Raw genomic sequence first — 23,287 nt, 5'->3', positions numbered from 1 at the left:
CATGTTCCGTTTCATCCCTTACATCCTGAAGAGCCTCCTGCGACATCGTATGCGATCATTGCTGACCGTGAGCGGTTCCGCCGTTGCGATCTTTGTGTTCTGCTTTGTTGGCTCGATTCAAGAAGGATTAGAGCGGCTTACAAACGGAGACGATGCGCAGCAGTCTCTGATCGTCTTTCAGGAAAACCGCTTCTGCCCGACCACCAGCCGTCTTCCGGAAGACTATTCCCGGACTATCAATGATATTCCAGGTGTGAAAGATGTTGTCCCGATGCAGGTTTGGACAAACAACTGCCGCGCCAGCCTCGACATTGTCGTCTTTAATGGGGCGCCCCCTGCGAAACTGAAATCGACCAGAGACCTGACGCTCATCGCTGGAGATTGGGGAACGTTTGAGAAACAGCACGATGCTGCTTTAGTCGGTCGTAATATCGCTCAACGTCGAGGGCTAAAACCGGGCAGCTCCTTCACAATTGGAGATATCACAGTCAACGTGGCGGGGGTCTTCACTTCTCCCGTCGCTGCTGAAGAGAATCTGATTTACACGAACCTTGAGTTCCTGCAGTACCGGCAAGATGTCGATTCAGCAGGATTGGTGACGCTCCACGAGGTGTACCTGAATGAAGGTGCCGATCCCGAGTCGGTGAGCCGTTCCATTGATGAAGCACTCCGGGCCGGACCAGTCCCGACAACAACCCGCCGCAAGGGAGCCTTTCAAGCGAGCACGCTGGCGGATCTCGTCGACCTGATTGGTTTCGCTCACTATCTTGGTTATGCCTGTGTGGGTCTTGTTCTTTCAATCGTGGCGACGACAACGGTGATGTCAGTTCAAGACCGCATTGCAGAACATGCCATCCTGCAAGTCATGGGAGTTCGCCCCGGCAGGCTATTTCGATTCATCCTGAGTGAGAGCACCGTCCTGTGCTTTCTCGGAGGTCTTCTCGGGACAGGGATCGCCATGGGAGTTCTCTACTGGAACGGCCTCGCCATTGGAGCAGAAGGGGTCACGATTGCGTTTCGACCTTCCTTGTCACTCGCTCTTTCTGCGATCGCAGTCTCCATCCTTGTCGGGCTCGCAGCCGGGATTATTCCCGCATTCAAAGCATCTCGAAGCTCGATCGTCATGGCCCTGCAGCAATAGAGCATCTTTCGAGTTGGTTTACAGGTTCTGCCTCGTGGCGAACAGCATTTTTACTGGAGAAATGTGTTCTTCACGGGCACACGGTAGAACAAACTGCTCTGGAGGATCTTCAACGCTGCTCTCTTTGCGATGACTCATCGGCTTCCAGCCTCAGCTTGAATGGAGGCTGCGACTGAATGCTGGCTTCACATAACTCCTGACTTTCTCTTTCTCGTGTCCTTATCGGTCGATCAAGACGGAGCAGGGTGAACGGTGCAGGATGCCGAGCGCCGTACTTCCCAGAAAAACACGTTTCAAGAGGGATTTCGGTTCGCTGCTCACGACGATCAAGTCCGCTTCATTCTCTTTGGCGGACTCAATGATTTCGCGGGTGACACTGTGGCCTGAACGAACTTCGAAGGCAATGTCCTTCCAGTCCGAACGAAATTGATTCGCCAATGTCGCCAGCCGCGTTCTCTTGTCTTCGACTTCGCGAAGTTGCATTCCGGCAAATTGCTCTGGCATGAGAGGATCAACTGAAAATGTGTTCTCTACAACAGAAACCAAGCGGACTTGGATCTCCTGGCAGTTGCAATGTTCCTTGAGTTTCGAGAGTGCCTTAACTGCCGAACCTGTTCCGTCTTCCGCAATCAGAATCGTCTGACAACGAACTTCGTCCAGTACGTTCTCGCGAGGTTTAACAACAAGGACAGAGCACTCTGAATGAGTTGCGACTTGATTCGAGACGCTTCCAAGAAAGACACGTTCCGAAAATGTCCAACCATGCGAACCGACGACGCAAAGGTCCGGTTTCGATTCTTCGATTTGCTCCAAAATCGAAGTTGCGGCATGACCGTCGAGGAGTGACTCGCCGATTGAATTAACTCTCGACTTCAGACGACTTGCGACGGCATCGAGGACGTCTTGTGAGGCTTGACGGAACTCGTCAACGGCCTCGAGAACTGCTGCAGGGAACTTCGCGCCTATCAAATGCAAGTCGGGAGAGGGGCAAACAGAGACGACGTTGAGATCAATCGAACTGTGTTCTTGGCATAGCAAATTAGCCATGAAACGTTCGGCGTACTCTGCATGTGCTGAACCATCTGTTGCGAAGAGAATTTTCATTTGAAAGCTCCTTGATCGACGACAAGGGTGTTCCGAACGTAACGATGACACTCAATGCAGGCCATTGTCACGCCCATCCATTTCAGAGCCGCTTGATCCAGGTTCTCTGCCTCGGCGGCACTGTTTAAATCATTTGTGAGTCTACGAAACTCGGCGCTGAATTGTTTGTAGATGGCATCATTGTTGACTCGCCACTTCTCGGACAAACTCATTTTATTCAATGCCTTGGCTCCTTCCTTGATGAGAGCCATATCTTCAGTCGTCAGCCCCTCCAGAATTTTGTTGGAAGCCGATAATTTTCCTCGCATGAAATGGCGTAAGTCGCTCACTGGTCGACCGTCGTCTTCTTTTGGAGATTCGGCAGCAGCTTGAGTTGGCTCTTGCGATTTTTTCTGATTCTCCTGAGCAGGAGTCTCTGAACGCATCACTCCCAAAACCAGAAGTGCAAGAAGGAAGGTCGCTAAACCGGTTCGAAGTATGTTCTTCAACATAAGGGGATTCCAATTGATGTGCAAGTAGGGTTCGCCTCGATGGAGTGGGCGAAAGTGATTTGAATCGTGTCCGTTAACAGGCCAATGTCATGGGTGAGCTCCGTTGTGAATCAAAGGCAATGTGACATTTCCGAGCCGGGGTGAGCTGGGTTTCAGGGATCGATCAGTCGCTGGTTTCATCATCATTTTTGTTGTCGGGAGTCGCTGCTCCGTCGACTTGATCACCTCGAATCGTTAACACAGCACACTGAGCGTGACGGAGAACCCGCTCTGCGACACTTCCCAAAATGGCGTGCGAAAAGCCGGTTCGACCATGAGTTCCCATAACAATCAGGTCGATGTTCTGAGTCTCCGCGAACTCGAGGATCTCACTGATCGGGCTTCCAAACTTTACGTGACCGTTAGCGGCTTTAGAGCCTTCAGGAAACTTGCTGATGAGGAGATCCAGTGATTGCTGTACAGCCGACGTAATTTCTTTGCGTCGTTGCGGTATGTTTTCAAGATAACCGGGGAAGGCAAGACCCATTCCGAAATCAGGGACATCGAGAGTTGCGTCGTGAATCACATGCAGTACCAACAACTCAGCATCGTATCGATTCGCCAGGTCACAAGCATAAGCAGCAGCTGCATCTGCACATTCACTGAAATCTGTGGGGAATAGGATTCGTTTCAAGTTCACCATTTGTCCACTCTCGCTCCTGAAGCAAATTTTGTTTTTGAGCAGTTTGCTCTACTGTGTGCCGGTGTCGAACTCGAACAGCAATTTAGAACCAGTCCGAAAACCTCTGGGATCACTGCTTTTCCCAACGTTTGAGAGAGCAATTTCAAGTTTCAGGACCAGCTCTATAAAAAGTGATCGTCTTCGCGTTCTGCCTGGTGGCGAGCAGCCGGTGAAGTTGTGAAAGTGATCTTCAGGGCCACAAGAAAAACACGAAAGTGTTTAAGTTGTCTCGCTGACCAAGGTGCAAAAAGAGGACCGTTTGCAAGTAAAGCTGGACACAAGAGTCAATAACCTCATGAACTCAGAGCTGTGCGAATCTTGCTGAAACCAAGGTGTGCTGTCTCGTCACGCTTCCCGGCAGCACGCGCGCGATATCGCACGGTCAGAGCGTTCACGCCGGCGCCTTAAGAACTGCTGCCTTTGCAGTCGAGGCTGGATCATGTTTCATTCAGGGCTTGAGCGTCCCCTTTAGAGCATCTTTCGAATTGGTTTGCAGGTTCTGCCTCGTGGTGAACAGCATTTTTACTGGAGAAATGCGTTCTTCACGGGCAAACGGTAGAGCAAACTGCTCTAGCCCACGGTGAGTCTCCAGGAGGATTTACCATCGTACCCATTATCGGATTTTCGAAGTGGTGTTTGCCACGGGCAGGGATCAGGACCAATATTGAATGTGCTTCAGTAGAGACTGGGCTGTTTGCACGGGAGGACAATTTCAATTGTTGCTCCGTTCGAAGTGTTGGCAGCGACATAAATTTCCCCGTGATGTGCCTCTACGATACGTTTCGAGATCGGCATTCCCAAGCCTGTCCCTTTTTGCTTGGTTGTATAGAATGGCTCGAAGATGTGGTTGGGGTCCTGATGCTCAATTCCAGGCCCACTATCAGATATTTGGACTCTGATGGCTGGAGCATTCTTGTATTCACAGGCCTCAGTTTTGAGCGTCACAACAGATTCCGGCGGAGAAGCAGCGGCTGCGTTTTCAAGAACATTGCGAAAGACCTGTTCGATTCGCAACCTGTCTACCACGCATTGCGTGTCAGGCAGATCAGCGTGAACTTGCAACACAATTGATCGATCTTCCACCGCCTCTGTGATGTGCTGCCAGGCTGCTTCCCAGATTTCTTTTAAGCGACAGTGGCCTAACGAAAGCTGGACCGGGGCAGCATATCCCCGGACCTCTTCATACAGCCTTTGCAATTCATTCAGCGCCTCTTCGATTCGGTGAGTCAGGTCCATATGAGCCGGTTGTTCGACGAGATCCAGCGAGAGCATGTCGAGGCATGCCCGAGCCCGCTGCAATGCATTTCGACTCTCGTGGGCCAGGCCGGTAATCATTTCTCCGATGGCAGCCAGTCGTTCGGACTGAACGAGTTGGCTTTTTATGTTCATCAGATCCGTCACATCGTGACCAATTGACAGGACAGCTGTGATTTCGCCGTCGGCATCTCGCAATGGCTTTCCCCACCACGCAATCTGTCGCAACAAGCCAGACTTCGTTCGGATTGGATTGACGTTGCCTTCAATCTCCGCTCCCAAAATCACACGAGCAAAACTTTCTCGAATTCGTTCCTCTGAGCTAGCTGGAATAAACAGTTCGAACCAGTTTTGATCACGGACTTCTTCGAGTTGATATCCTGAAACCTCTTCCATGAATTTGTTGAAACGGACGATTTTCCCTTCACGGTCAAGGATCAAGATAATGACCTGCGCCGTTTCAAGAATTCGGTCCGAGAAGTCGCGCTGTTTTCGTACCTGTTCTTCGTACTGTTGTCGTTCAGTCACATCGTTGATCAACCAGACTTCATGATTGTCGTAACGATATCCCGAGAATTCGACAATCACTTTCCGGCCGTTTTTTGTGACAAGGTCAACCAGCCGTGGCTGAGACAAGCCTGTCGTTCGAGCGTTTTCATAGGCCGACTGATACTCATCTCTGCGTTCTCCAAATAAAATTCGGAACCATGCATCTCGGTCAGACAGTTCAGCGTCGGAATAGCCCGTCAACTCTTCGACCCGCCGATTTACTCGGACCAGATTCGATTTGAGATCGACATACGCAGCCCCGGCAGGCAAGTTGTCGACCATAAACTGAACCTGTTCGTCGCGCATGCGAACTTCATCGCGGGCCTCTCTCAGTTCAACGAATCTTCTCAAGCGGGCGCGAAGTTGATCGGGGTCAATCGGTTTGAGCAGGTAGTCCGATGCACCAAGACGGATTGCCTGCAGGCTACTTTCAAGGTCGGCATAACCGGTGATCACCATCACAGCAGCTTCTGGAGCCTGTGCGATAATCTGGGGCAGAAGCTCTGTTAAGGTGCTGTCAGGGAGTTTGCGATCGACGAGAATTGCGAAATAATGCTCCCAATCCTTGCGATCAAGTGCCGCTGCCGCCGAATTCGCGATGTCGACTTGATAGCCGTCGAGCTTCAGAATCCTGGCCAACCCCTTGCAGAGTTTTTGATTGTCGTCAATGACCAGAACCGCGTGCCGAGATGCGATTTGAGTCATGATGTGGACCTGATGAGATCAAGCAGCTTCTCGATATCTAACGGTTTCGGAAGAAGTTCCACCGGTCCGATTGCATCGACTTCACCAACGACTTCGTCGGTGAAAAAAGCCGACATGAAAATCGTGAAAGTCTCCGGAACAATTTGTTTCAGTTGACGGAACACTTCGACTCCGTCGATTCCAGGCATACGGACATCGATCAGCACAAAGTGAGGCTGAAAGGCTTTGGCGAGGGAAATTCCATGTTCCCCATCGCTGGCGGTTTCAACATGGTAACCACTTGCTTTCAAGACTCGAGCGATCGTGCGACGCATTCCACATTCATCATCCACGACCAGCACACGGAGCGCCCGATCGACTCGATGAGATTTGGCGACGTCACATTCAACTCGCGATTGAATCACTCTTATGGCTCCATGACAACCTCACCACCAACCAATTCATGACTGGGCAGGGTAAGTCGAAAAACAGCTCCTACGCCCGTGTGATCAACCAGTTCGAGCGTCCCTCGATTCTGCTCAGCATAACGTTTGGAAATCACAAGCCCCAGTCCGATTCCTTTCGTCTTCGTTGTAAACAATGGCTCGAAGATTCGCAATCGCTGAGAATCGTCAACTCCTTCGCCCTCGTCCTGCACATCGATCATCACCTGTGAGCCAGAGCTGGAAATGACAATTTGAATTGTGATCGGATCAACTGAAGCCTGCACGCCATTCACGATCAGGTTTTCGAGGATTCTCGTAATTTGATCGGCATCGGCAGTCACGTCGAAGGATTTTATTTGAGACTGAACCAAAACCAGTTCATCATCAATCGGTCTGCGTTCCTGAACCAGTTTGTGGACGAAATTCACGACATCAAAGGTTGCGGTCTGCTGCGGTGGATCTCGAGTGTAGTCCAATAAATCACTGACAATGCGGTTGGCTCGATCAACCTCTTCCAGGATCTCTTCGACGGACTCCTGTGCCTCACCATCAAGGGACTCCTTAACCATGTTCAGGTAGTAGGCTGCATTTCGAATGACGCCCAACGGGTTTCGGATCTCATGGGCCACGCTCCCTGCGAGTTGTCCCAACAACGCTAATCGCTCCAGCGTATGCCTTTTTCGAATTTCGGACTCAGCTCGCTTGCGATCTGTTAAATCGACGATGTAAGCCATCACCAACATCCCCTCGCTGGTTTGCATGGGATGAAGACTGATATCGACCGGAAATTCGGTCCCATCTTTGCGGCGACCGAACAGTTCATGTCCCGCCCCCATTGGTCTGGCCTGAGGAGCTTTCAGGAATTTGTCACGGTCATTCACATGGCGGTCATGAAATCGACTAGGGATCAGACATTCGACAGCCTGAGCGATAAGTTCCTCCCGGTCATACCTGAACCAGTTTTCAGTCTGCCGATTCACCATCACGATCTCTCCGTGGTTGTCGACAATGACCATAGCTGCAGGGGACGATTCCACAACAAGGCGAAAACGTTCTTCGGCCGGTTGTCGTCGTGTGTCATCAGCGTTGAGGTTGGTTCTGCTCAAAGCGATCTTTCTGCGTGGGTGTGGGATTCAAAAAATTGACACAACGAATCAGTCTGCGGGAAGCAAAGACCGTACCTCACTACGAACAATGATTCCGAACTCGATGTGGCCGCCGTGTGGCTGCCAATTGTCCAGTTCTAGAGCAGTTTGCTCTACCGTGTTGTCTGTGAAGAACGCATTTTTCTATTAAAAATGCTGTTCGCCACCAGGCAGAACCTGCAAACCAATTCGAAAGATGCTCTATAGCCTGTGCAAGAGGATGAGGAATCATTGTGCATGGCTGCACAGTCTCGTGTCAACGTGCACGTTTTGCACTCTCCAACTGTCAGCATCAGAAAAAAAATGCTTCGCTCTTTTCCCTGAACCGAGCATGCGAATTCGCCGCAATCCCGACTGAAAAGTTAGTAATTCAGGAGATTTTCACGCCGTGAATGGCTGAATGCAGAGGCACCGAAATGTGTGTCAAATTTAAAAAGAGAACCGAAACTGTAGAATCCTCGGATTTCGGAACAATTGATGCAGAGTTGTTGCCAAACGGTACTGAAGTACCTCGTCGATGCGACTCTGGCAGGTCAGCATTCACACTTTTCTAAAGCTCAGCAGAGTAATCGAAGTTTGTAGATCAGCCTGTAACTTGAGTCTTGATAATACATGACAAAAGCAGGTGTTATCTGCAGAATAAGGAGATTCGCAAATGGCGTTATTGAAATTACCGAACAGCCCAGAGAAAGTCCGTCAGCCAGCCAAGTCAAATTCACCCGGTCAGCTAATCTGTAAAACTGCCAACGCCATTTTGAATCGGCAGTACGTACTTGGCATTCAGCGTCTGGAATGTCTCTGGGAAAACGGGATTCTCACAATTACTGGTCGGGTTCCCCTCTACTACCACAAACAGCTTGCACAACAACTTATTCTTGACGCCAACATTAGCGGCATCAACCTGCTTGTGAATGAAGTTGAAGTCTGCTGATTCTTAAGATCATTCCGCTTTGGCAATCAAGGAAATGGAGCAGCGGAGTCAGTCTGAATTGGTTGATTTGCCTGCTAGAGCAGTTTGCTCTACCGTGTTGCCTGTGAAGAACGCATTTTTCTATTAAAAATGCTGCTAATTTGAGCGATTGCTTCATCCTATGTGAACATCCATGGCGGAGTGGCAGTTTTAGACGATGACCTTTTGATTTTCTCACTCACGAAGGCTCCCACATTTTCAGCTAAATCAGCCCAAAGCGTCGCCCTTCCCGGAAAGATGCTGATGACATTCTCGAAGCGTTTCGGTTGTGTCGCATGGTCGATGATCGTCGGGTGAAAGACATGCCCAGGATTGATTTCTTCAGGGTGAAGTGCCTGAACCGTAATGCCCGCCCATTCTTTTCGCTGTTTCACATTTTCGAACGCGCCCGGGAGTAATCGTTTGACTCGCTCTTCGATGATCCGAATCTCTTCTGGATTGACCGTCTTATCTTTCGGATCTTGAACAACCTTCCAGCGTTCGCTCCCGAATACAGAACCGCTCGCGTGCGGGACATGGTTAAATCCCTCCTGATCGATCAGATGAAAAGGGTCAAGACTCAAGACCGGCTCAATGGCGAGAAGATGTGATTTAACGTACACGAGTTCGTAATCAGGTTGCTCGCCAGCGACGTTTTCAAATAATGGGTAGAATGATTTTTGACTCGCTGCGCCGACTGCAAGGATCACAAGTTGCCCTCGCAACTCTTCACCCGTTCCAAGTTCCACGCCGCAAACTTGATTGTTGTCTGTCAGCAGTTGCGAAACGAACGTTTCTGATCGAATCTCAACACCTGCCGCGCGTGCCGCGACGGATAAAGCTTCGAGAAGAACATGCGGCCGGAAAGATCTGTCTGGCAGTCGCAGCACCCACGACATTTTTTTTCGATCAACCTGCGGCATATTCCACGTCACTTCACCTTCAGTAAGTTCCCGATATGGGAGATTCGCTGCATCCCAGGCTGACATCCATTTTTGCCTGTCAGATGATTCTTCCAGACTGCCGAAGATCATTGGAGCCATATCCGGTTCCAGGCATTCAGGGCAGAATTGGACCGTTTGCAGCAGGGACTTATGGCAGCGAGACGCTAACTCATTATCGATTTGGGCAAATGAAGCACCGCTGTACAGCCACCCCTGATTTTCTGTTGATGCTGCGTGGCCCAACTTCGAGGTCTCAAGCAATGTGACTGGAAAGCCCGCCTGCGCTAGTTGTGTGGCACTTGCCAAACCGGAGAAGCCGCCACCAACGATAAGAATACGCTCGACATGAGTATTTGCAGCCATTTCAATCGCCTCTTCAAATTCAGAAATATTGGCGGATCGCCCTCCAAGTGACTCCTCACAACTTTGAAGTCCGTCGCCATTTGTCCTCAGGTAAAATTCTCCCGAAAAGTTACAAACTGGTATCGCTTGGTCATTAACCTTGGTAAGTAATAATGTCTATTCAATAGTAACCCGGTTTAAGGGGCAACGAAACGAAAATCTCAAACGCTGCGCTGCAAAAGAGAATTGACTTTGCTCCATCAAAACTCAACGAAAAATCTCAATCGCTTAAAATCTTTGGTTCGCGGGAACAATCGGCTTTCTCATAGCACTTTCATCCTTCACGAATTGGGCACTATGGCATGACGAATTCATGACCTTCGGGGTGAATCGTCATGACAGGGCAGGGAGCTTTGCGAACGACTCGTTCTGCGGTGCTTCCCATAAACATCTGCACAATGGCACCGCGACCGTGAGTTCCCATGACGATCAGGTCGATATCATGCTCCTTCGCATAGCGAACGATCTCGACGAAGGGCCTCCCTGTGCGGACACTCCGTGTCAAACGAAGTTTCTTGCGCCAAGTGCTTTCCGGATAGGCATGAAGCTTTCTGGCTGCTTCAGCGACCAGTTCTTTTTCAACAGATTCAACACCATCGTACCCAATACCGAATTCTGCATACGCTGCGCCGGGCGGTTCAAAGACAGTCAGCAAATGTAAATCTGCGTCGAAGACTTCAGCAAATTCGCATGCATAACGGAGTGCGTGTTCGCTGCAATCGCTGAAGTCCGTTGCCAGAAGAATTCGTTTCAAGTTCACCATTGCGGACCTCCCGGATAAAACGTCGCATCGTAAGAATAGTTATTCTGAATCTTTATGAACCCAAACAGAGCATTTGGCATGGCGAAGAATTCTTTCGCATGTGCTTCCAATCAAAAATCGCTTGATACGACTCAGCCCTCGATGACCCAGCACAACCAGATCGGCATCAACTCGCTGGATAGTGGCGAGCAACTCCTCTGTTGCAGAATTTGCACGCAGGACCTCGCCCGCAACTCGCGGTGTCGCTTTGCGGAGTTGAGCAACCGCAGATTGAACGATTCTCTCCCGCTCTGCTTTTTCTTTCCCATCAATGGCCTTGCGCAAGTCGGAATCCCAAGTCCCCAGGTGGCTCTCGTTTTGCAAAATGCTCACAACGAGAATGTCGACATTCTCTCCCCAGGGAATTCCTGCCATCATTTCAACAGCTTTCAGTGAAACGTCCGACCCGTCAACTGCCACGACAATTCGAAACGTTCGATTGGACTTCTTCACTTTCTCGGAAGGTCGAGTGACCAAAACCGAACAGTGTGCATGTTTCGCAATCGCTGCGGATGTGCTTCCCATGAGAAACTGTTGTGTAGCAGACTGACCGCGTGCCCCGACAATGATTAGCTCCGATTTTTTTTCCTCAGCAAGCTCTATCAATGTTTCAGTGGGGTGACCTTCTTTCAGACAACCTTCCACAGTTCCACGGATTCCATCGAATCGAGAGACTTCCTCAGCCAGCAGGGCTTCTCCCTCGGATTGATATTGCTCCAGAATCCCTGCCACACTTGAAGGAAACTCTCGTTTGAGATGAGCGAGTGAAGGGATGACATTTACGTAGGCAATTGTCAGTTCCAAAGGGCTGGTGAAAGGAATTCTGGCCAGCAACCACTGGGCGTCTTTGGATGCCTCTGAGCCGTCAGTGGCGAGTAAAATTCTCATCATGGTCTCCTCAGACGAAGCGCCTGTTTCCTTGTATGTTTCGCACCCCATACCGGTTTAAGACTCTGTGTGAGGCAAAACGTGTGCCGACGTTTCTCGCAGATATAAACCGAGTGTTTGCTGCAAACGCTTCAAAGAGTGCATAGAGGAACTGTGCGGGTTCGCACACTCTGGCTTGAAACCGCACACTTACATGGAAGCATCTATGGCCCACAAATGCCGTTCGACCATTTTGGTTTCATCACCCCTTCAACGGCAGTCGTGTCTCAGTGGGCAGCTCACGCTGGAAGAACGTATTTGATGAATGCGTGCTTGGAGTGATGAGACTCCCAGAGTCCGGTTGGCTCAGTCTCGATAACTCGTCTCGTCGATTTCGAACCGTTCCAGAAGCCGGTAAAGCTTACGACGATGAATCCCTAAGGTTCGAGATGCTCGAGCTTTGTTGCCCTGTTCCTCTTTTAAAACTTCGATGATGTGAGCCCGTTCAATCATGTCAAGTCGACGCACATTTTCCGAACGTTTCGGAGTCTCTCCAGAATCAGTCGACTCGACAACTTCCAGCGGAAGATCCTCAATCGTGACGAGATTCTCTTCCGCCAAAATCGTAGCCCGTTCGAGTGCATTGATCAGCTGCCGCACGTTGCCCGGCCAGGAATATTTCTGCATCAATGCGAGAGCATCCTCAGTGATTGACCAGTCTGGTTTCAGGAAATGGTTGATCAGTAAGTCGACATCTTTCCCGCGTTTACGTAACGGCGGGAGCACGAGCGACATGACGTTGATGCGGTAATACAAGTCTTCACGAAAGTTCCCATCCGCGACTTCTTCAGATAAATCCCGATTCGTTGCTGCAATGATTCGCACACTCACTCGGCGCTCCTGGTGAGAGCCCACACGCCGGAAGGAACCATCTTCCAGTACCCGCAAGAGTTTCGGCTGCAAGCTTAACGGAAGTTCGCCAATTTCATCGATAAACAGCGTTCCACCATCTGCGACTTCAAACAGGCCACTCTTCGTTGCAGTCGCTCCGGTGAAGGCACCTTTCTCGTGCCCAAAGAGTTCGCTTTCAACCAATTGCTCCGGGAGAGCTGCACAGTTAATGGTCACCAGTGGCTTTTCGGCCCGAACTTCACTGGCATGATGAATTGCCTGAGCAGCGAGCTCCTTCCCGGTTCCGCTTTCACCCTGAATCAAGACCGCTTTATCCGTTGGCCCTACACGCTTAATGAGGCGCATGACATCCTGCATTGGCTTGGACTCGCCAATCAGAAATTTTCCAGGACGACTACGTGCGATCACCGCCTTGAGTTGGCGGTTTTCTTTCTGCAAAGACCAGAGATCGTGGGCCAACCGACAGCGGTGTTCCAGATCAGCAAGGGGGAAAGGTTTGGTCAGGTAATCACACGCTCCCATCTTCATTGCAGCGACAGCGTTCTCAATTGTTGCTTGCCCTGTAAGAATCAGGATTTGAGTCTCCACTCCGTCCGACTTGACTCGCTGAAGCAATTCCAGACCGGAAATCCCCGGCATATTCATGTCAAAGATCGCGACCTGAAAATACTTTTCCTCGAACAGCTTCAACGCCTCTTGCGCATTAGCAGCTTCTTCAACCTGGTGACCCTTTCGCCTCATCCAGGCGACTGCCATCTCGCGGAAATTGTCGTCGTCTTCAACAATTAACAGATTCATTTCATTCGCTTTAGACATCTGCAATTCAATTCGAAGTTATGACGTAATTCTCAATGTGGCAAGGAGTGCTCTGACGAGCTCGAAGATCACAAAACAAGGGTATGAAGGGCACTCCCTCGTCGCGACGCAACATATCCAACGAGCTGGCACTCCCACATGCTCGGGCATGCAGGGGAATTCATGTTATGAATGCCCCTGAATCTTTCCCAGTCTGTGAAGTACCTGAGAAACTCATTCCCTTCCACTTCCTCGCATGTGCCACTCAATGTCTTCTTCGTGCATTGAGTTGAATCAAGTGAAGTCCGAGAAGCGACCGGGGCACGGTTCTGCTCGCTCTGCAAGTCCAGACTTCACATAACCCGTAGCCATGTATTGCCATTAGTCTCGGCGTACAACGAGGAAATCGAGACTCAACACTATATCAAGCATGTGGCGTGCCAAATCTTGTCTTCAACGTGAGTGGCGAATGTTACATTGGGAGTTTTCATGTCAGATTGATCATGAAGTCGTCGTAACAGCTGACAGCATTCATTCAAACGCTTGTTTCTGGTGTGCGGTATCGCACAGCTGCATCCGCTGTCCCTCTCGCTTCATTGTGTCCATAGGACTCTTGGGAAACCGCAGTGATGCGGACGGCATGTCATTCGCACAATCGACTGTGAGAGGCTCGATCTTTCTGCCAGTGACGAAGAGTACCTTCCAATGATCCTATATGAGCCAGTTTGCTCTCTCGTCTGCCTGGGGAACCCGCGAGCACGATTCGAAATATGCGACAGAATGCTACAGAAGGAAACAGGTGGCCGAAAATGACAGATTCCAGCAATCATCCACCATTGATTAAATCTCTCATGTCTGGCGATGCGTACCCTCACCCCGTCGAGAAAATTGAGCTTCTGGAAACGCACATTTCCTGGATTTTGCTGACTGGCAAATATGCCTACAAGATTAAGAAACCTGTTGAGCTTGGATTTCTTGATTTTTCCACAGAGTCACAGCGTCGGCATTTCTGCGAAGAGGAATTGAGGTTGAATCGACGCTTCTCGAACGATTTGTATCTCAACGTCGTTTCCATCAAGGAGTTCGGGGCACAACTAAAAGTAACCGAAGAGAGTTCCGGCCAGAGGGTTGAGTCAGCGGTGCGGATGCATCAATTTCCTCAAGCGGAGCAGGGCAATGAAATGCTCAAAAGTGGCCGGCTGACACATGTCGAGTTCAACGACTTTGCAGAATCCCTCGCACAATTTCATCATCAAGCAGGTTTGGCTCCCATCAAGGGGACCGATCCCGATTCGGCAGTTCATCTCCCTGCACTGGAGAACTTTCGGCATCTCAATCAGGTCGACTGGGACGATGACATTCGCCAAGCACTGAATGAGATACAAACGTGGACGACATCGACGTATCACGACCACGCCGAGACGTTCCGCCAACGTTCTCAAAACGGGTTTGTCCGCGATTGTCACGGAGATCTCCACTTAGGAAACATTGTCTGGTGGAATGAACGGCTGACACCGTTTGACTGTCTCGAATTCAACGAACAGCTTCGTCAGATCGATGTCATGAGTGAAATTGCCTTTCTCATCATGGATTTAGATGACCACCAACGATCAGACTTCGCCCGAAGTTTTCTCAATTCTTACCTGCAACAGACAGGAGACTATTCGGGATTGCAGGTCTTGATATTTTATCTGGTCTACCGCTCAATGGTGCGTGCGAAGGTGGCTGCGATCCGCCTGGAGCAAGGTCATCTCTCTCCAGCAGAGCAAGACGACTTGAAACAGGAGTGCCATGGTTACATCAAGCTGGCTCACCGCTATACGCAGTCGAAGTCTCCAACCTTGGCCATCACCAGTGGCCTTTCGGGAAGTGGAAAAACAACCGGCAGCGAACCACTGGTTCTTGAAGAAGCATTCGTTCGCATTCGATCCGATGTTGAGCGAAAGCGACTGTTTGGTTTGAATCCATTGGACCGCTCATCCAGTGAAATCGCTACGGGACTCTATTCACAATACGCTAATGCGAAGACGGAAGAACGACTTCTTGAAGCAGCGAATGATGCGCTTCAGACCGGTTTCTCCGTCATCGTTGATGCGACGTTCCTCAAGCAGACGCAGCGCGGTCCATTCATGCAGTTAGCCAAAGAGAATGAGATTCCGTTCAGGATTTATTACTTCGAAGCTGCTCACGACGTGCTTCGCGAGAGAATTCAGCAACGACACCAATTGAACACCGATGCCTCTGACGCAACAGTCGACGTCCTCGAACATCAGCTCAAAATTCAAGAACCGTTTTCAGCCGAAGAACAGCCTTTTGTCATAATGGGCAATGCAAGGAGCGATTAGAGCATCTCACGAATTGGTTTGCAGGTTCTGCCTCGCGGCGAACAGCATTTTTACTGGAGAAATGCGTTCTTCACGGGCACACGGTAGAGCAAACTGCTCTAGAACCGCTCCGGGAGATTGTGGAATGATCGCTTTTCCCGTTACGGGATATTTGGTTCAGCTGGGAGGCGGCGGTCGATGCGGAAGAGTCGCTCTGGATTTCGGGTGACAGTGACTTTCAGAGGCGGGGCGATCCCTCCTTGATCGACTTGGATTCGCTGAATATTTTTGGCATCAAAAGGAGTGTCGTTGATCCATCTGTGACCGTCGCCATGGATGTAGAGAACCGGTTTGCCGAAGACTTTGGCTTGCTCATTAAATGGATTGAAAAAGTCATCGTGAACCGGCTTCGGGAGAGCATGCCCAAAGAGGACAATCCCTCGCAGTTCGTCACCACAGCGGGCAATGTTTTGTGCTGTCCAGTCGGCATTTTGTTGGTGGCGCAACTTCCACTCCTCTGCATCATGCACACGTCCACCGACCAGATTGATCCCCAGAAACAGAATCCCTTCCTGTGTAAAAGCGAAGTTCTCTTCACGCACCAACTGACGGAAAACAGGCAATTTATGTTGCCAGTTTTGATCAAACCGCATGAAGTACTTCTCCCAGTGATTCCAGGCTGCCGACGGAATCAGACAGTCGTTCCATTCATTGTCGCCGGGAATGATGAAGAGTGGCGCTTTGGACGTTTGGAGTATTCCGCTGACTCGCTCATAGACGTCGGAAGAGCAGGGCATGAACCCTCGTTTGATGTCCCCGACATGGACGACGAACGATCCATCTTCCGGGAGCTCAGCGATCTGTTGAGTCAGCATCTCGTCTTCGCGAGGGGCATAAGGGATATCACCCATCACGTAAAATGTGAGCAACTCGGGGCGATCATTCGCCTTTTGAGCGTAGGCACGATTCGCTTGCGTCAGCAGACAACTCGACAAGCCAACGATCGCAATAACAAATTGAAACGTGCTTCGGCGCATTGCTTTGATCTTTCGATGAATTGTTGGAGCTGCTCTGGAACCCTGAATTTCAATTCTCAGAGACTCCGGAAATCTCTTCTTCTCTAAGGAATCAGAAGAGAGAGGCCAGCAGAGTCAATCTTCGTTGGGGGACTTTGAAGGAAAAGCCGAGATGCCCAAGGCAACCCAGCCAACCAGGAAGAAGACTCCACCCAGCGGGGTGATCATACCGAGTTTCGTTTGCCCGGTGAGAACCAAAACATACAGGCTTCCGCTGAACAGAAGAATCCCCAACAGAAAAGACCACCCCGCGATGTCTCGGCTGCGCCCTTCGATGGAAGCCGGAACCAACGCCAGTGCGATGATGGCAAGTGCATGGTACATCTGGTATTCCGCACCAGTTTTAAAGTCGGCGAGGTATTTTTGGGTGGCAGGGATTTCGACTCCCATCACTTTTTTCGTTTGGTCTCCATACAGTTTGATTAATGGTTCCTCCAACCCATGTGCAGCGAAGGCTCCAAAAACGACAGCGAGGAAACCCATGACTGCGCCGACACGCAACCAGAAAATTGATTCTTTAGACATTCTTTGACTCATTAAGTTCAACACATCAGCTCAACAGATCAGACTTGTCGAACGCCGAATTTGGAAAATGGAATGACGTGAAGCGAAACGATCTTTGCAATTCAGTTGAGATCGAAAAGGGATATTTGATTCCCGATCATCGGGGCTGTTTTATTGTAGCATTTTTCGGATTAGTGTTTGCCTTCTGCCTCATCGCGAGCAGTCGATGCTGTCGTAGAAGTCATCTTCTCGAGCAGGGAAAACATTGCAGGGAACATTACAAATGCTCTACTCAATTTCGATTTTTGCACCAAGGACTTTGACGAATTCTGCAATCCACGCAGGGTGAGCAGGCCAGGCTGGAGCAGTGACGAGGTTGCCGTCGACGTGGGCAGCGGCGACATCAATCTCTTTGTAGGTTCCACCAGCGAGTGTCACTTCTGGTCCACAGGCTGGATAGGCAGTGCAGGTTCGCCCGGAGAGAACGCCTGCTGCAGATAAGATTTGCAGCCCATGGCAGATCGCCGCAATCGGCTTATTCGCCTCAGCAAAGTGTTGAACGATGCTCAACACCTTTTCATTGAGTCGTAAGTACTCAGGTGCTCGCCCGCCGGGGACGACAAGTGCGTCGTAGTCGGCGGCGTTCACATCGGAGAAAGTTGCGTTGAGAGTGAAATTGTGTCCCGGTTTTTCGCTGTAGGTTTGATCGCCTTCAAAGTCGTGAATCGCCGTGCGGACCTGGTCACCAGCCTGCTTTTCCGGGCAAACAGCATGGACGGTGTACCCCAGCATTTGCAGCATTTGGAACGGAACCATGATTTCGTAATCTTCAACGAAATCGCCAGCGAGTAAAAGAATGTGCTTAGCCATATCAGGTCTTTTCGATCTCTTCTCAGAATGCGTGAAGTTTCCAGTATCATAGCGCTCCCAAGATGGTCCGCAACATCCAGTCAAAATCATTTCTCATCTGGGAAACAGATCGTGAAGCGAACTCCAATGAAAAAGAGAAGTCTGTAAGAGTTCACGTCACCTGAAACGTGGGAAATCTGTTGATTGAGACTGTGATTATCAGGCGGTGGAATTGGAGGCCCTTATTCCAGTACCTCTTCGCGTCGCAGATCTTCGTTGGTAACAAGCCAGTCAAGCATTCGTTGATAGGACTTGGCATTCTTGAAAATCCCGCCGTGATCGGCCCCTTTCCATGTCGTCTGAACAACGTCCACTCCAAACCTGCGAGCGGAGCTGACAGTCTCTTCCTGTTCCTTCCGCATGTAATCTTTCTCTCCTACAAAGTCCCAGACCGGGATTTTGGGGAAGTGCCGTAGTGACCACGGATGACACAGACCGGCGATCACGACCGATTTCGAGAAAAGTTGCGGCTCATGGAACGGAAGTTCCCACGCGCCTGACCCTCCCATACTGAAGCCAATGACGGACCGCATTTTGGGGTCAACCTGATATTGCTTGTCGATCTCGCGGACCAGCTCCCCGAGCATCTTCCAGTTCCAATTTTGAAATTGCCATCCCTCTTCTGAAGGTGGACAAATTGGGACAACAACGATTGCTGGTAAGTCCGTCAACCAACCCATCGAGTTCTTCAGCTCTTCCGGTTTCGGCGATCCACCCCCATGTAAAAACAGAATCATCGGCCAGTCACGTGCAGTGTCGTCTTCGTACCCCTTCGGAGTCGTCACGAAACATTGATACTTCAACTTTGTGGTCAAGGTTTTCTCTAAAGTGATCTCCCGAGTCTCCTGAGCAAGCCCTCGTTGACACACGACCAGCAGGAACGAAAGCAAGAACAATGTTTTCCCGAACCGTTTGAGCTCTCTGAGGAACGGTTGCATGTTGGGACTTGTCATTTTTGTTCCTGCTGTCATGTTTGATTCTTTGGAAAGATTCCGAGAAAACTCAAAGGGTTTCGAAGGTGGTATCGTACCACATGTTACTGGCGCAGATCCAATATTGGTCATTCCGATCTGCCCCGTGGCGAACAGTCCGCGGACAGTCCGCGAAGTTATGGAAGTGCGAGTTACGAGCGAGGTCAGCGTTGCGGATACTCTCGCAAGTTTTCTACTCCTCAAAAGGACAGATGGAGCGATCTTGCATGCAAGGAGACTTCAAAATTGTTCCAGATTCAATTTGGACCGATCCCTGGTGGGTCTACGATCCAGATTCGGTCGGAGTCTGGGGAGAGATCTACCGGAGCTTCAACCTGTTTGAAGGGATCGCGTGGGTGGTCTTTGCGATTCTTGTGACACGCCGATATTTCCAGCGAGGGAAGACTCGCTGGGAGATTGCGTATGCCGTGGCATTTCTGCTGTTCGGGCTGACAGACTTTCGTGAGGCATACGTTCAGTCAGCTCCGCTCGTGCTGGTCAAAGGAGTCATTCTTGTCATACTGTTACAGTTGCGACGCTATGTGATTCAGACCTATTCACCCACGAACTACTGGTATTAGAGCAGCTTGCTCTACCGTGTGCCCGTGAAGAACGCGTTTCGTCAATCAAATTGCTGTTCGCCACGAGGCGGAACCTAAACACCAATTCAAAAGATGCTCTAATGACCGCTATGTTGAAATTCTTTAGATGGCAGAAGCCCTTCGCTCTCTTTCTCTTCGTCGGATGCTTCTCTCTTCAAGTTCCCGCCACTGCATTTTCTCAAGACGAAGTCCCCGAACGTCCACGACGAATTTATCTCGATGAGTTTCGTCCGACACCGGTTCTGAAAGTCAAGGAACATATTCTTCAGCAGTCAAAATTTCCTTGTGTGAACGTCCATTCGCACCCGGGAAAACTTTCCGTTGAAGAGATCGACGAAATGGTCAAGACGATGGACGCAGCGAACATCGCTGTCAGTGTCAGCCTGGATGGCAAAGCGGGGCCGTCGTTTGCGGACCATTATCAGCTGCTTGCGAAACGTCATCCGAATCGATTCATTGTTTTTGTCCGCATGGATTACATCGGAGATGGAGCCCCGGATAAACCGGAGACTTGGGATGTCCACAAGCCGGGGTTCGGAGTGCAGATGGCAGACAAGCTGACCGAAGCAGTTCGTCAGGGAGCACAGGGATTGAAGCTGCTGAAAACTCTTGGCCTGTACTTGAAAGACCTTGATGGGAACCTCATCAAGCCGGACGATCCTCGATTCGATCCGGTCTGGGAACGGGCAGCTGAGCTCAACATTCCGGTGTTGTGGCATTGTGCCGATCCCATTTCTTTTTTCAGCCCGACTGACGAACGGAACGAACGCTGGGAAGAGTTGTATCGGCACCCCGAATGGAGTTTTTATGGCGAGCAATTTCCGAGTCATCAGGAATTAATCGATGGCCGGAATCGAGTGATTGCCAAGCATGCAGAGACATCTTTTATCTGTGCGCACATGGCAGACATTCCGGAAGACTTGGCGAAGTTGGGAACGTATCTGGATCGATATCCTAATATGAATGTCGAAATCTCAGCTCGCGTTGCAGAGCTGGGACGGCAGCCTTACACGGCTCGGAAATTCTTCCTCGAATATTCTGATCGAATTCTCTTCGGGACCGATGGCGTCCCTCCGATGTCCGAGCTGATCCCCCATTTTCGTTTTCTGGAGACTTTCGACGAAAACTTTCCATACGAAGACAACCCATTTCCACCGCAAGGTCTTTGGAACATCTACGGCATCGGATTGCCAGATGAGGTTCTAAAAAAGATCTATCACGAAAATGCTGAACGACTGATCCCAGGTGTTAAGGAAGCGATGAACCGCTGACATGAGACAGCCTTGTCCTTGTGGGCCTGCGATTAAAGGGATGCGGCTGATTGAGGCCGCTATCACAATTTCGAAATGGTGTTCGCGATCTGGCACGTGGCGAACAGTCCTGCTGTGAGAACGGCAGCAAGAAACGGAATGAAAATTCCAAGAAAGAAACGCGTTCGATTATCTCGAATACGGATGAGGTTTCACCAGATACTTCAAACGCCCGACGAAATGTTCGCGGTATCTAGAACTGGTCCTGAAACGTGAAGTTGCTCTCTCAAACATTGAGGAAAGCACCTATTTCAGAGGTTTTCGGACTGGTTCTAAACTGTTCGCTTCTTCGACTTCACGACCGATGATTCTCAGTACCAGCCACTGCACGACGATTGCTGCGATGATGGAGATGTACGGGGAAATCCCCAATGCGATGGGGACGTAACCGAGACAAATTGCAATGGTTGCCACCGTGAGAGCATAAGGAAGTTGCGTACGGACATGCGAAAGGTGATCGCATCCGGTTGCTGCAGATGAAAGGACGGTTGTGTCTGAAATTGGCGAGCAGTGATCACCAAAAATTGCGCCACCGAGAATCGAGCCAATTGTTGCCAGCATCAGCGGGTGATTGCCAATTTCTTCAAACGGAATCGAAAGCCCAAGCAGGAGTTGAAGTTCGATCGAAACCGCCAACGGAATCAATAGTCCCATTGTTCCGTATGATGTTCCCGTGGCGAATGAAACGGCAGCTGCCAGAAGAAATGTGATCAATGGAAGCCAGCGCGGAGAAAGATGATCGCCGAGAGAGTCTACCAGATAGCCGGCGGTGTTGAGGTGTTCTGGATTGCAAACGGTTCCGATCGACCAGGCGAGCACCAGGACGACAACTGCTGGCAACATTTGCTGCATGCCATCAATCCCCATCTTCATCGTCTCCCCAAGTGAGCACGATCGAGAAATGACCACACTGAGAACTGCAGCGAAGACTGCCCCCGTCGAAGCAAGTAAAAGAGCGCGGCTGGATTCTTCGAAATCATGATAGAGTGCGATTCCCAGGCAGAGACAGAGCGTTGCAAGCGGGATCAGAGCATGACGAATCATAGGCTTCGAACCATCTGTGAAATCACCCTTCACAGAAGAAGTTGATTCATCATTGTCGTGTTGTCGGTCTTGCTCCGCTTTCAGCATCGGCCCAAAGTCGCGTCCCGTCCAGGCAATTTGCCCGACGAAGATCAGCGTCAGCAACGGGTACAGCCGATAGGGAATCGTCGCGATGAACGTTTGATAAATCTCACCTGTCGAGAGGCCCAGACTTTCGTACGCGGTGCGCATATATCCGAGTTCAACACCGACCCAAGTTGAGACTAGCGCCAGCCCCGCGACCGGTGCAGCTGTCGAATCGACAAGGTAGGCCAGCTTTTCACGAGAAATTTTTAACCGATCCATCATCGACCGCATCGTGCTGCCGACCAACAGCGTGTTGCCATAATCATCGAAGAAAATCATCAAACCAAGGAGCCAGGTCATGAGTTGCCCATGCCGGCGATTTCTCACATAAACTGTCAGTCTCTCAACCAGTGCTTGCGTCCCACCGCTTCCAGACATGATCCCGATCATGGCTCCCAGAAACATCGTGAACAGAATGATCTGCATGTTCCCGCGGCTTGCTAAGTTCGAAAGAATGAGCGGATCGATGACCTGGATCATGCCTGAAAATGGATTGGTGGCGAGCAGCATCATGCCAGCGAGTGAAGCCAGAAACAGCGCACCAACCACTTCCTGCCACCAGATTGCCAGAATGATGGCAACAAGGGGAGGAATCAGACTGACCCAACCGGGACGAGTTTGCACGGGCGAAATGACAGCCGTGGCCTGCTCATTCATTGCCACCGAAATACTGGAACCGACGAGAATGAGTCGCTGATCCTTTTCAGAATTACTTCGAACTTCCAGAACTCCAGCTTCAAATTCCGGCAGCGGACGTTCACTTCCTCCTTCGGTCAGTTGAACTCCTTTGATCACAGCCTGCTGGTTAAACGATGTGTCGATTTCACCTTCTTCGGTCAAGGCGACGATCCGCAGACGCGGAATCGGAAGCCCATTCAACTGAACCTTAGGTGATTCGACTCGAAACCGAGGGCTATTCTTTTCGTCAGCTCCAAAAGTTGATTGAGTTAAAAACAACGACAAAAAGAAGAGCAGCAGCAGAACGACTCGTGAGATCAGCATTGCAGAATTTTGTCGTTCATGAAGTGCGTGCATCAGTGATCCATCTAACAACCGAGAACTTCAACGTGGCTGGGCTGCGAAGCCACGCGAATCAATCCGTACGGTTTATACTGCAATCTGCCGGACTTCAACAACGCCATCTCTGCTGAGAAATTTATCTCCGTTCAGTCTCTCATCCAGCTCCTGTTCAACTCTCAACTGAATGTACCGCAG

General features: G+C 50.3%; 20 protein-coding genes. 5 read left to right on the top strand and 15 right to left on the bottom strand.

Features of this window, described 5'->3' with window-relative positions; translation table 11 throughout:
• Position 1: 1 nt before the first annotated feature.
• Positions 2–1,141 carry an ABC transporter permease gene (locus tag ACN0YR_RS15165; protein ID WP_417850088.1) on the top strand — a complete coding sequence of 380 codons (1,140 nt, stop codon included), beginning with the start codon at positions 2–4 and terminating at the stop codon, positions 1,139–1,141.
• A 219-nt stretch (positions 1,142–1,360) separates the two neighbouring features.
• Here the strand turns inward: ACN0YR_RS15165 and ACN0YR_RS15160 are convergent, their stop codons facing one another.
• The 6 genes from ACN0YR_RS15160 to ACN0YR_RS15135 form a co-directional block, all read right to left on the bottom strand.
• Entirely contained in the window at positions 1,361–2,245 is an 885-nt protein-coding gene (locus ACN0YR_RS15160) for a universal stress protein (RefSeq protein ID WP_417850087.1), read from the bottom strand.
• Positions 2,242–2,736, bottom strand: coding sequence for a hypothetical protein (locus ACN0YR_RS15155; protein ID WP_417850086.1), 495 nt, complete (start codon positions 2,734–2,736; stop codon positions 2,242–2,244). The genes ACN0YR_RS15160 and ACN0YR_RS15155 overlap by 4 nt, the downstream gene beginning before the upstream one ends.
• Before the next feature lie 163 nt (positions 2,737–2,899).
• Complete coding sequence (locus tag ACN0YR_RS15150) at positions 2,900–3,418, bottom strand: universal stress protein (protein ID WP_417850085.1); 519 nt, start codon at positions 3,416–3,418, stop codon at positions 2,900–2,902.
• A 714-nt stretch (positions 3,419–4,132) separates the two neighbouring features.
• Positions 4,133–5,965 carry a PAS domain S-box protein gene (locus tag ACN0YR_RS15145; RefSeq protein WP_417850084.1) on the bottom strand — a complete coding sequence of 611 codons (1,833 nt, stop codon included), beginning with the start codon at positions 5,963–5,965 and terminating at the stop codon, positions 4,133–4,135.
• Positions 5,962–6,369 carry a response regulator gene (locus ACN0YR_RS15140; RefSeq protein WP_417850083.1) on the bottom strand — a complete coding sequence of 136 codons (408 nt, stop codon included), beginning with the start codon at positions 6,367–6,369 and terminating at the stop codon, positions 5,962–5,964. Before ACN0YR_RS15140 ends, ACN0YR_RS15145 begins: the two co-directional genes overlap by 4 nt.
• 2 nt (positions 6,370–6,371) lie before the next feature.
• The gene (locus ACN0YR_RS15135; RefSeq protein ID WP_417850082.1) at positions 6,372–7,496 is read right to left on the bottom strand and encodes a two-component system sensor histidine kinase NtrB; all 1,125 of its coding nucleotides are present in this window, start codon (positions 7,494–7,496) and stop codon (positions 6,372–6,374) included.
• A gap of 694 nt (positions 7,497–8,190) precedes the next feature.
• Between ACN0YR_RS15135 and ACN0YR_RS15130 the strand changes: the two genes are divergently transcribed.
• The gene (locus ACN0YR_RS15130; protein WP_417850081.1) at positions 8,191–8,466 is read left to right on the top strand and encodes a hypothetical protein; all 276 of its coding nucleotides are present in this window, start codon (positions 8,191–8,193) and stop codon (positions 8,464–8,466) included.
• A gap of 158 nt (positions 8,467–8,624) precedes the next feature.
• Here ACN0YR_RS15130 and ACN0YR_RS15125 read toward each other — a convergent pair whose 3' ends face one another.
• The 4 genes from ACN0YR_RS15125 to ACN0YR_RS15110 form a co-directional block, all read right to left on the bottom strand.
• Positions 8,625–9,791 (bottom strand): NAD(P)/FAD-dependent oxidoreductase, encoded by a 1,167-nt coding sequence (locus tag ACN0YR_RS15125; protein ID WP_417850080.1) that lies wholly within the window; start codon positions 9,789–9,791, stop codon positions 8,625–8,627.
• 334 nt (positions 9,792–10,125) lie between these two features.
• Positions 10,126–10,593 carry a universal stress protein gene (locus ACN0YR_RS15120; protein ID WP_417850079.1) on the bottom strand — a complete coding sequence of 156 codons (468 nt, stop codon included), beginning with the start codon at positions 10,591–10,593 and terminating at the stop codon, positions 10,126–10,128.
• 39 nt (positions 10,594–10,632) lie between these two features.
• A complete protein-coding gene (locus tag ACN0YR_RS15115) occupies positions 10,633–11,523 on the bottom strand; it encodes a universal stress protein (protein WP_417850078.1) in 891 nt (296 codons plus the stop codon).
• Positions 11,524–11,865: 342 nt separating this feature from the next.
• Positions 11,866–13,227 (bottom strand): sigma-54-dependent transcriptional regulator, encoded by a 1,362-nt coding sequence (locus tag ACN0YR_RS15110; protein ID WP_417850077.1) that lies wholly within the window; start codon positions 13,225–13,227, stop codon positions 11,866–11,868.
• A 788-nt stretch (positions 13,228–14,015) separates the two neighbouring features.
• On the opposite strand from ACN0YR_RS15110, the gene ACN0YR_RS15105 reads away from it, so the two are divergent.
• A complete protein-coding gene (locus tag ACN0YR_RS15105) occupies positions 14,016–15,551 on the top strand; it encodes an AAA family ATPase (protein ID WP_417850076.1) in 1,536 nt (511 codons plus the stop codon).
• 140 nt (positions 15,552–15,691) lie between these two features.
• Here the strand turns inward: ACN0YR_RS15105 and ACN0YR_RS15100 are convergent, their stop codons facing one another.
• The 4 genes from ACN0YR_RS15100 to ACN0YR_RS15085 all read right to left on the bottom strand — a co-directional run bounded on the left by ACN0YR_RS15100 (position 15,692) and on the right by ACN0YR_RS15085 (position 18,972).
• Positions 15,692–16,567 (bottom strand): hypothetical protein, encoded by an 876-nt coding sequence (locus ACN0YR_RS15100; RefSeq protein WP_417850075.1) that lies wholly within the window; start codon positions 16,565–16,567, stop codon positions 15,692–15,694.
• 114 nt (positions 16,568–16,681) lie between these two features.
• Positions 16,682–17,131, bottom strand: a complete 450-nt coding sequence (locus ACN0YR_RS15095) for a DUF423 domain-containing protein (RefSeq protein WP_417850074.1) — start codon at positions 17,129–17,131, stop codon at positions 16,682–16,684.
• Positions 17,132–17,398: 267 nt separating this feature from the next.
• The gene (locus ACN0YR_RS15090; protein WP_417850073.1) at positions 17,399–17,980 is read right to left on the bottom strand and encodes a DJ-1/PfpI family protein; all 582 of its coding nucleotides are present in this window, start codon (positions 17,978–17,980) and stop codon (positions 17,399–17,401) included.
• A 221-nt stretch (positions 17,981–18,201) separates the two neighbouring features.
• Positions 18,202–18,972, bottom strand: a complete 771-nt coding sequence (locus ACN0YR_RS15085; RefSeq protein WP_417850072.1) for an alpha/beta hydrolase-fold protein — start codon at positions 18,970–18,972, stop codon at positions 18,202–18,204.
• Positions 18,973–19,052: 80 nt separating this feature from the next.
• Here ACN0YR_RS15085 and ACN0YR_RS15080 point away from each other — a divergent pair, with 80 nt between their 5' ends.
• A complete protein-coding gene (locus tag ACN0YR_RS15080) occupies positions 19,053–19,571 on the top strand; it encodes a hypothetical protein (protein WP_417850071.1) in 519 nt (172 codons plus the stop codon).
• A gap of 101 nt (positions 19,572–19,672) precedes the next feature.
• On the top strand, positions 19,673–20,863 hold the full coding sequence (locus tag ACN0YR_RS15075; protein ID WP_417850070.1) for an amidohydrolase family protein: 1,191 nt from the start codon (positions 19,673–19,675) through the stop codon (positions 20,861–20,863).
• Between the two features lie 285 nt (positions 20,864–21,148).
• Here the strand turns inward: ACN0YR_RS15075 and ACN0YR_RS15070 are convergent, their stop codons facing one another.
• Positions 21,149–23,107, bottom strand: coding sequence for a Na+/H+ antiporter NhaC family protein (locus tag ACN0YR_RS15070; RefSeq protein WP_417850069.1), 1,959 nt, complete (start codon positions 23,105–23,107; stop codon positions 21,149–21,151).
• Between the last annotated feature and the right edge of the window lie 180 nt (positions 23,108–23,287).

Origin of the sequence: Thalassoglobus sp. (assembly GCF_048270125.1) — a bacterium.
Classification (GTDB): domain Bacteria; phylum Planctomycetota; class Planctomycetia; order Planctomycetales; family Planctomycetaceae; genus Thalassoglobus.
Note: the sequence above shows the minus strand (reverse complement) of the source record. Positions and strands in the feature narration are given on the sequence as shown.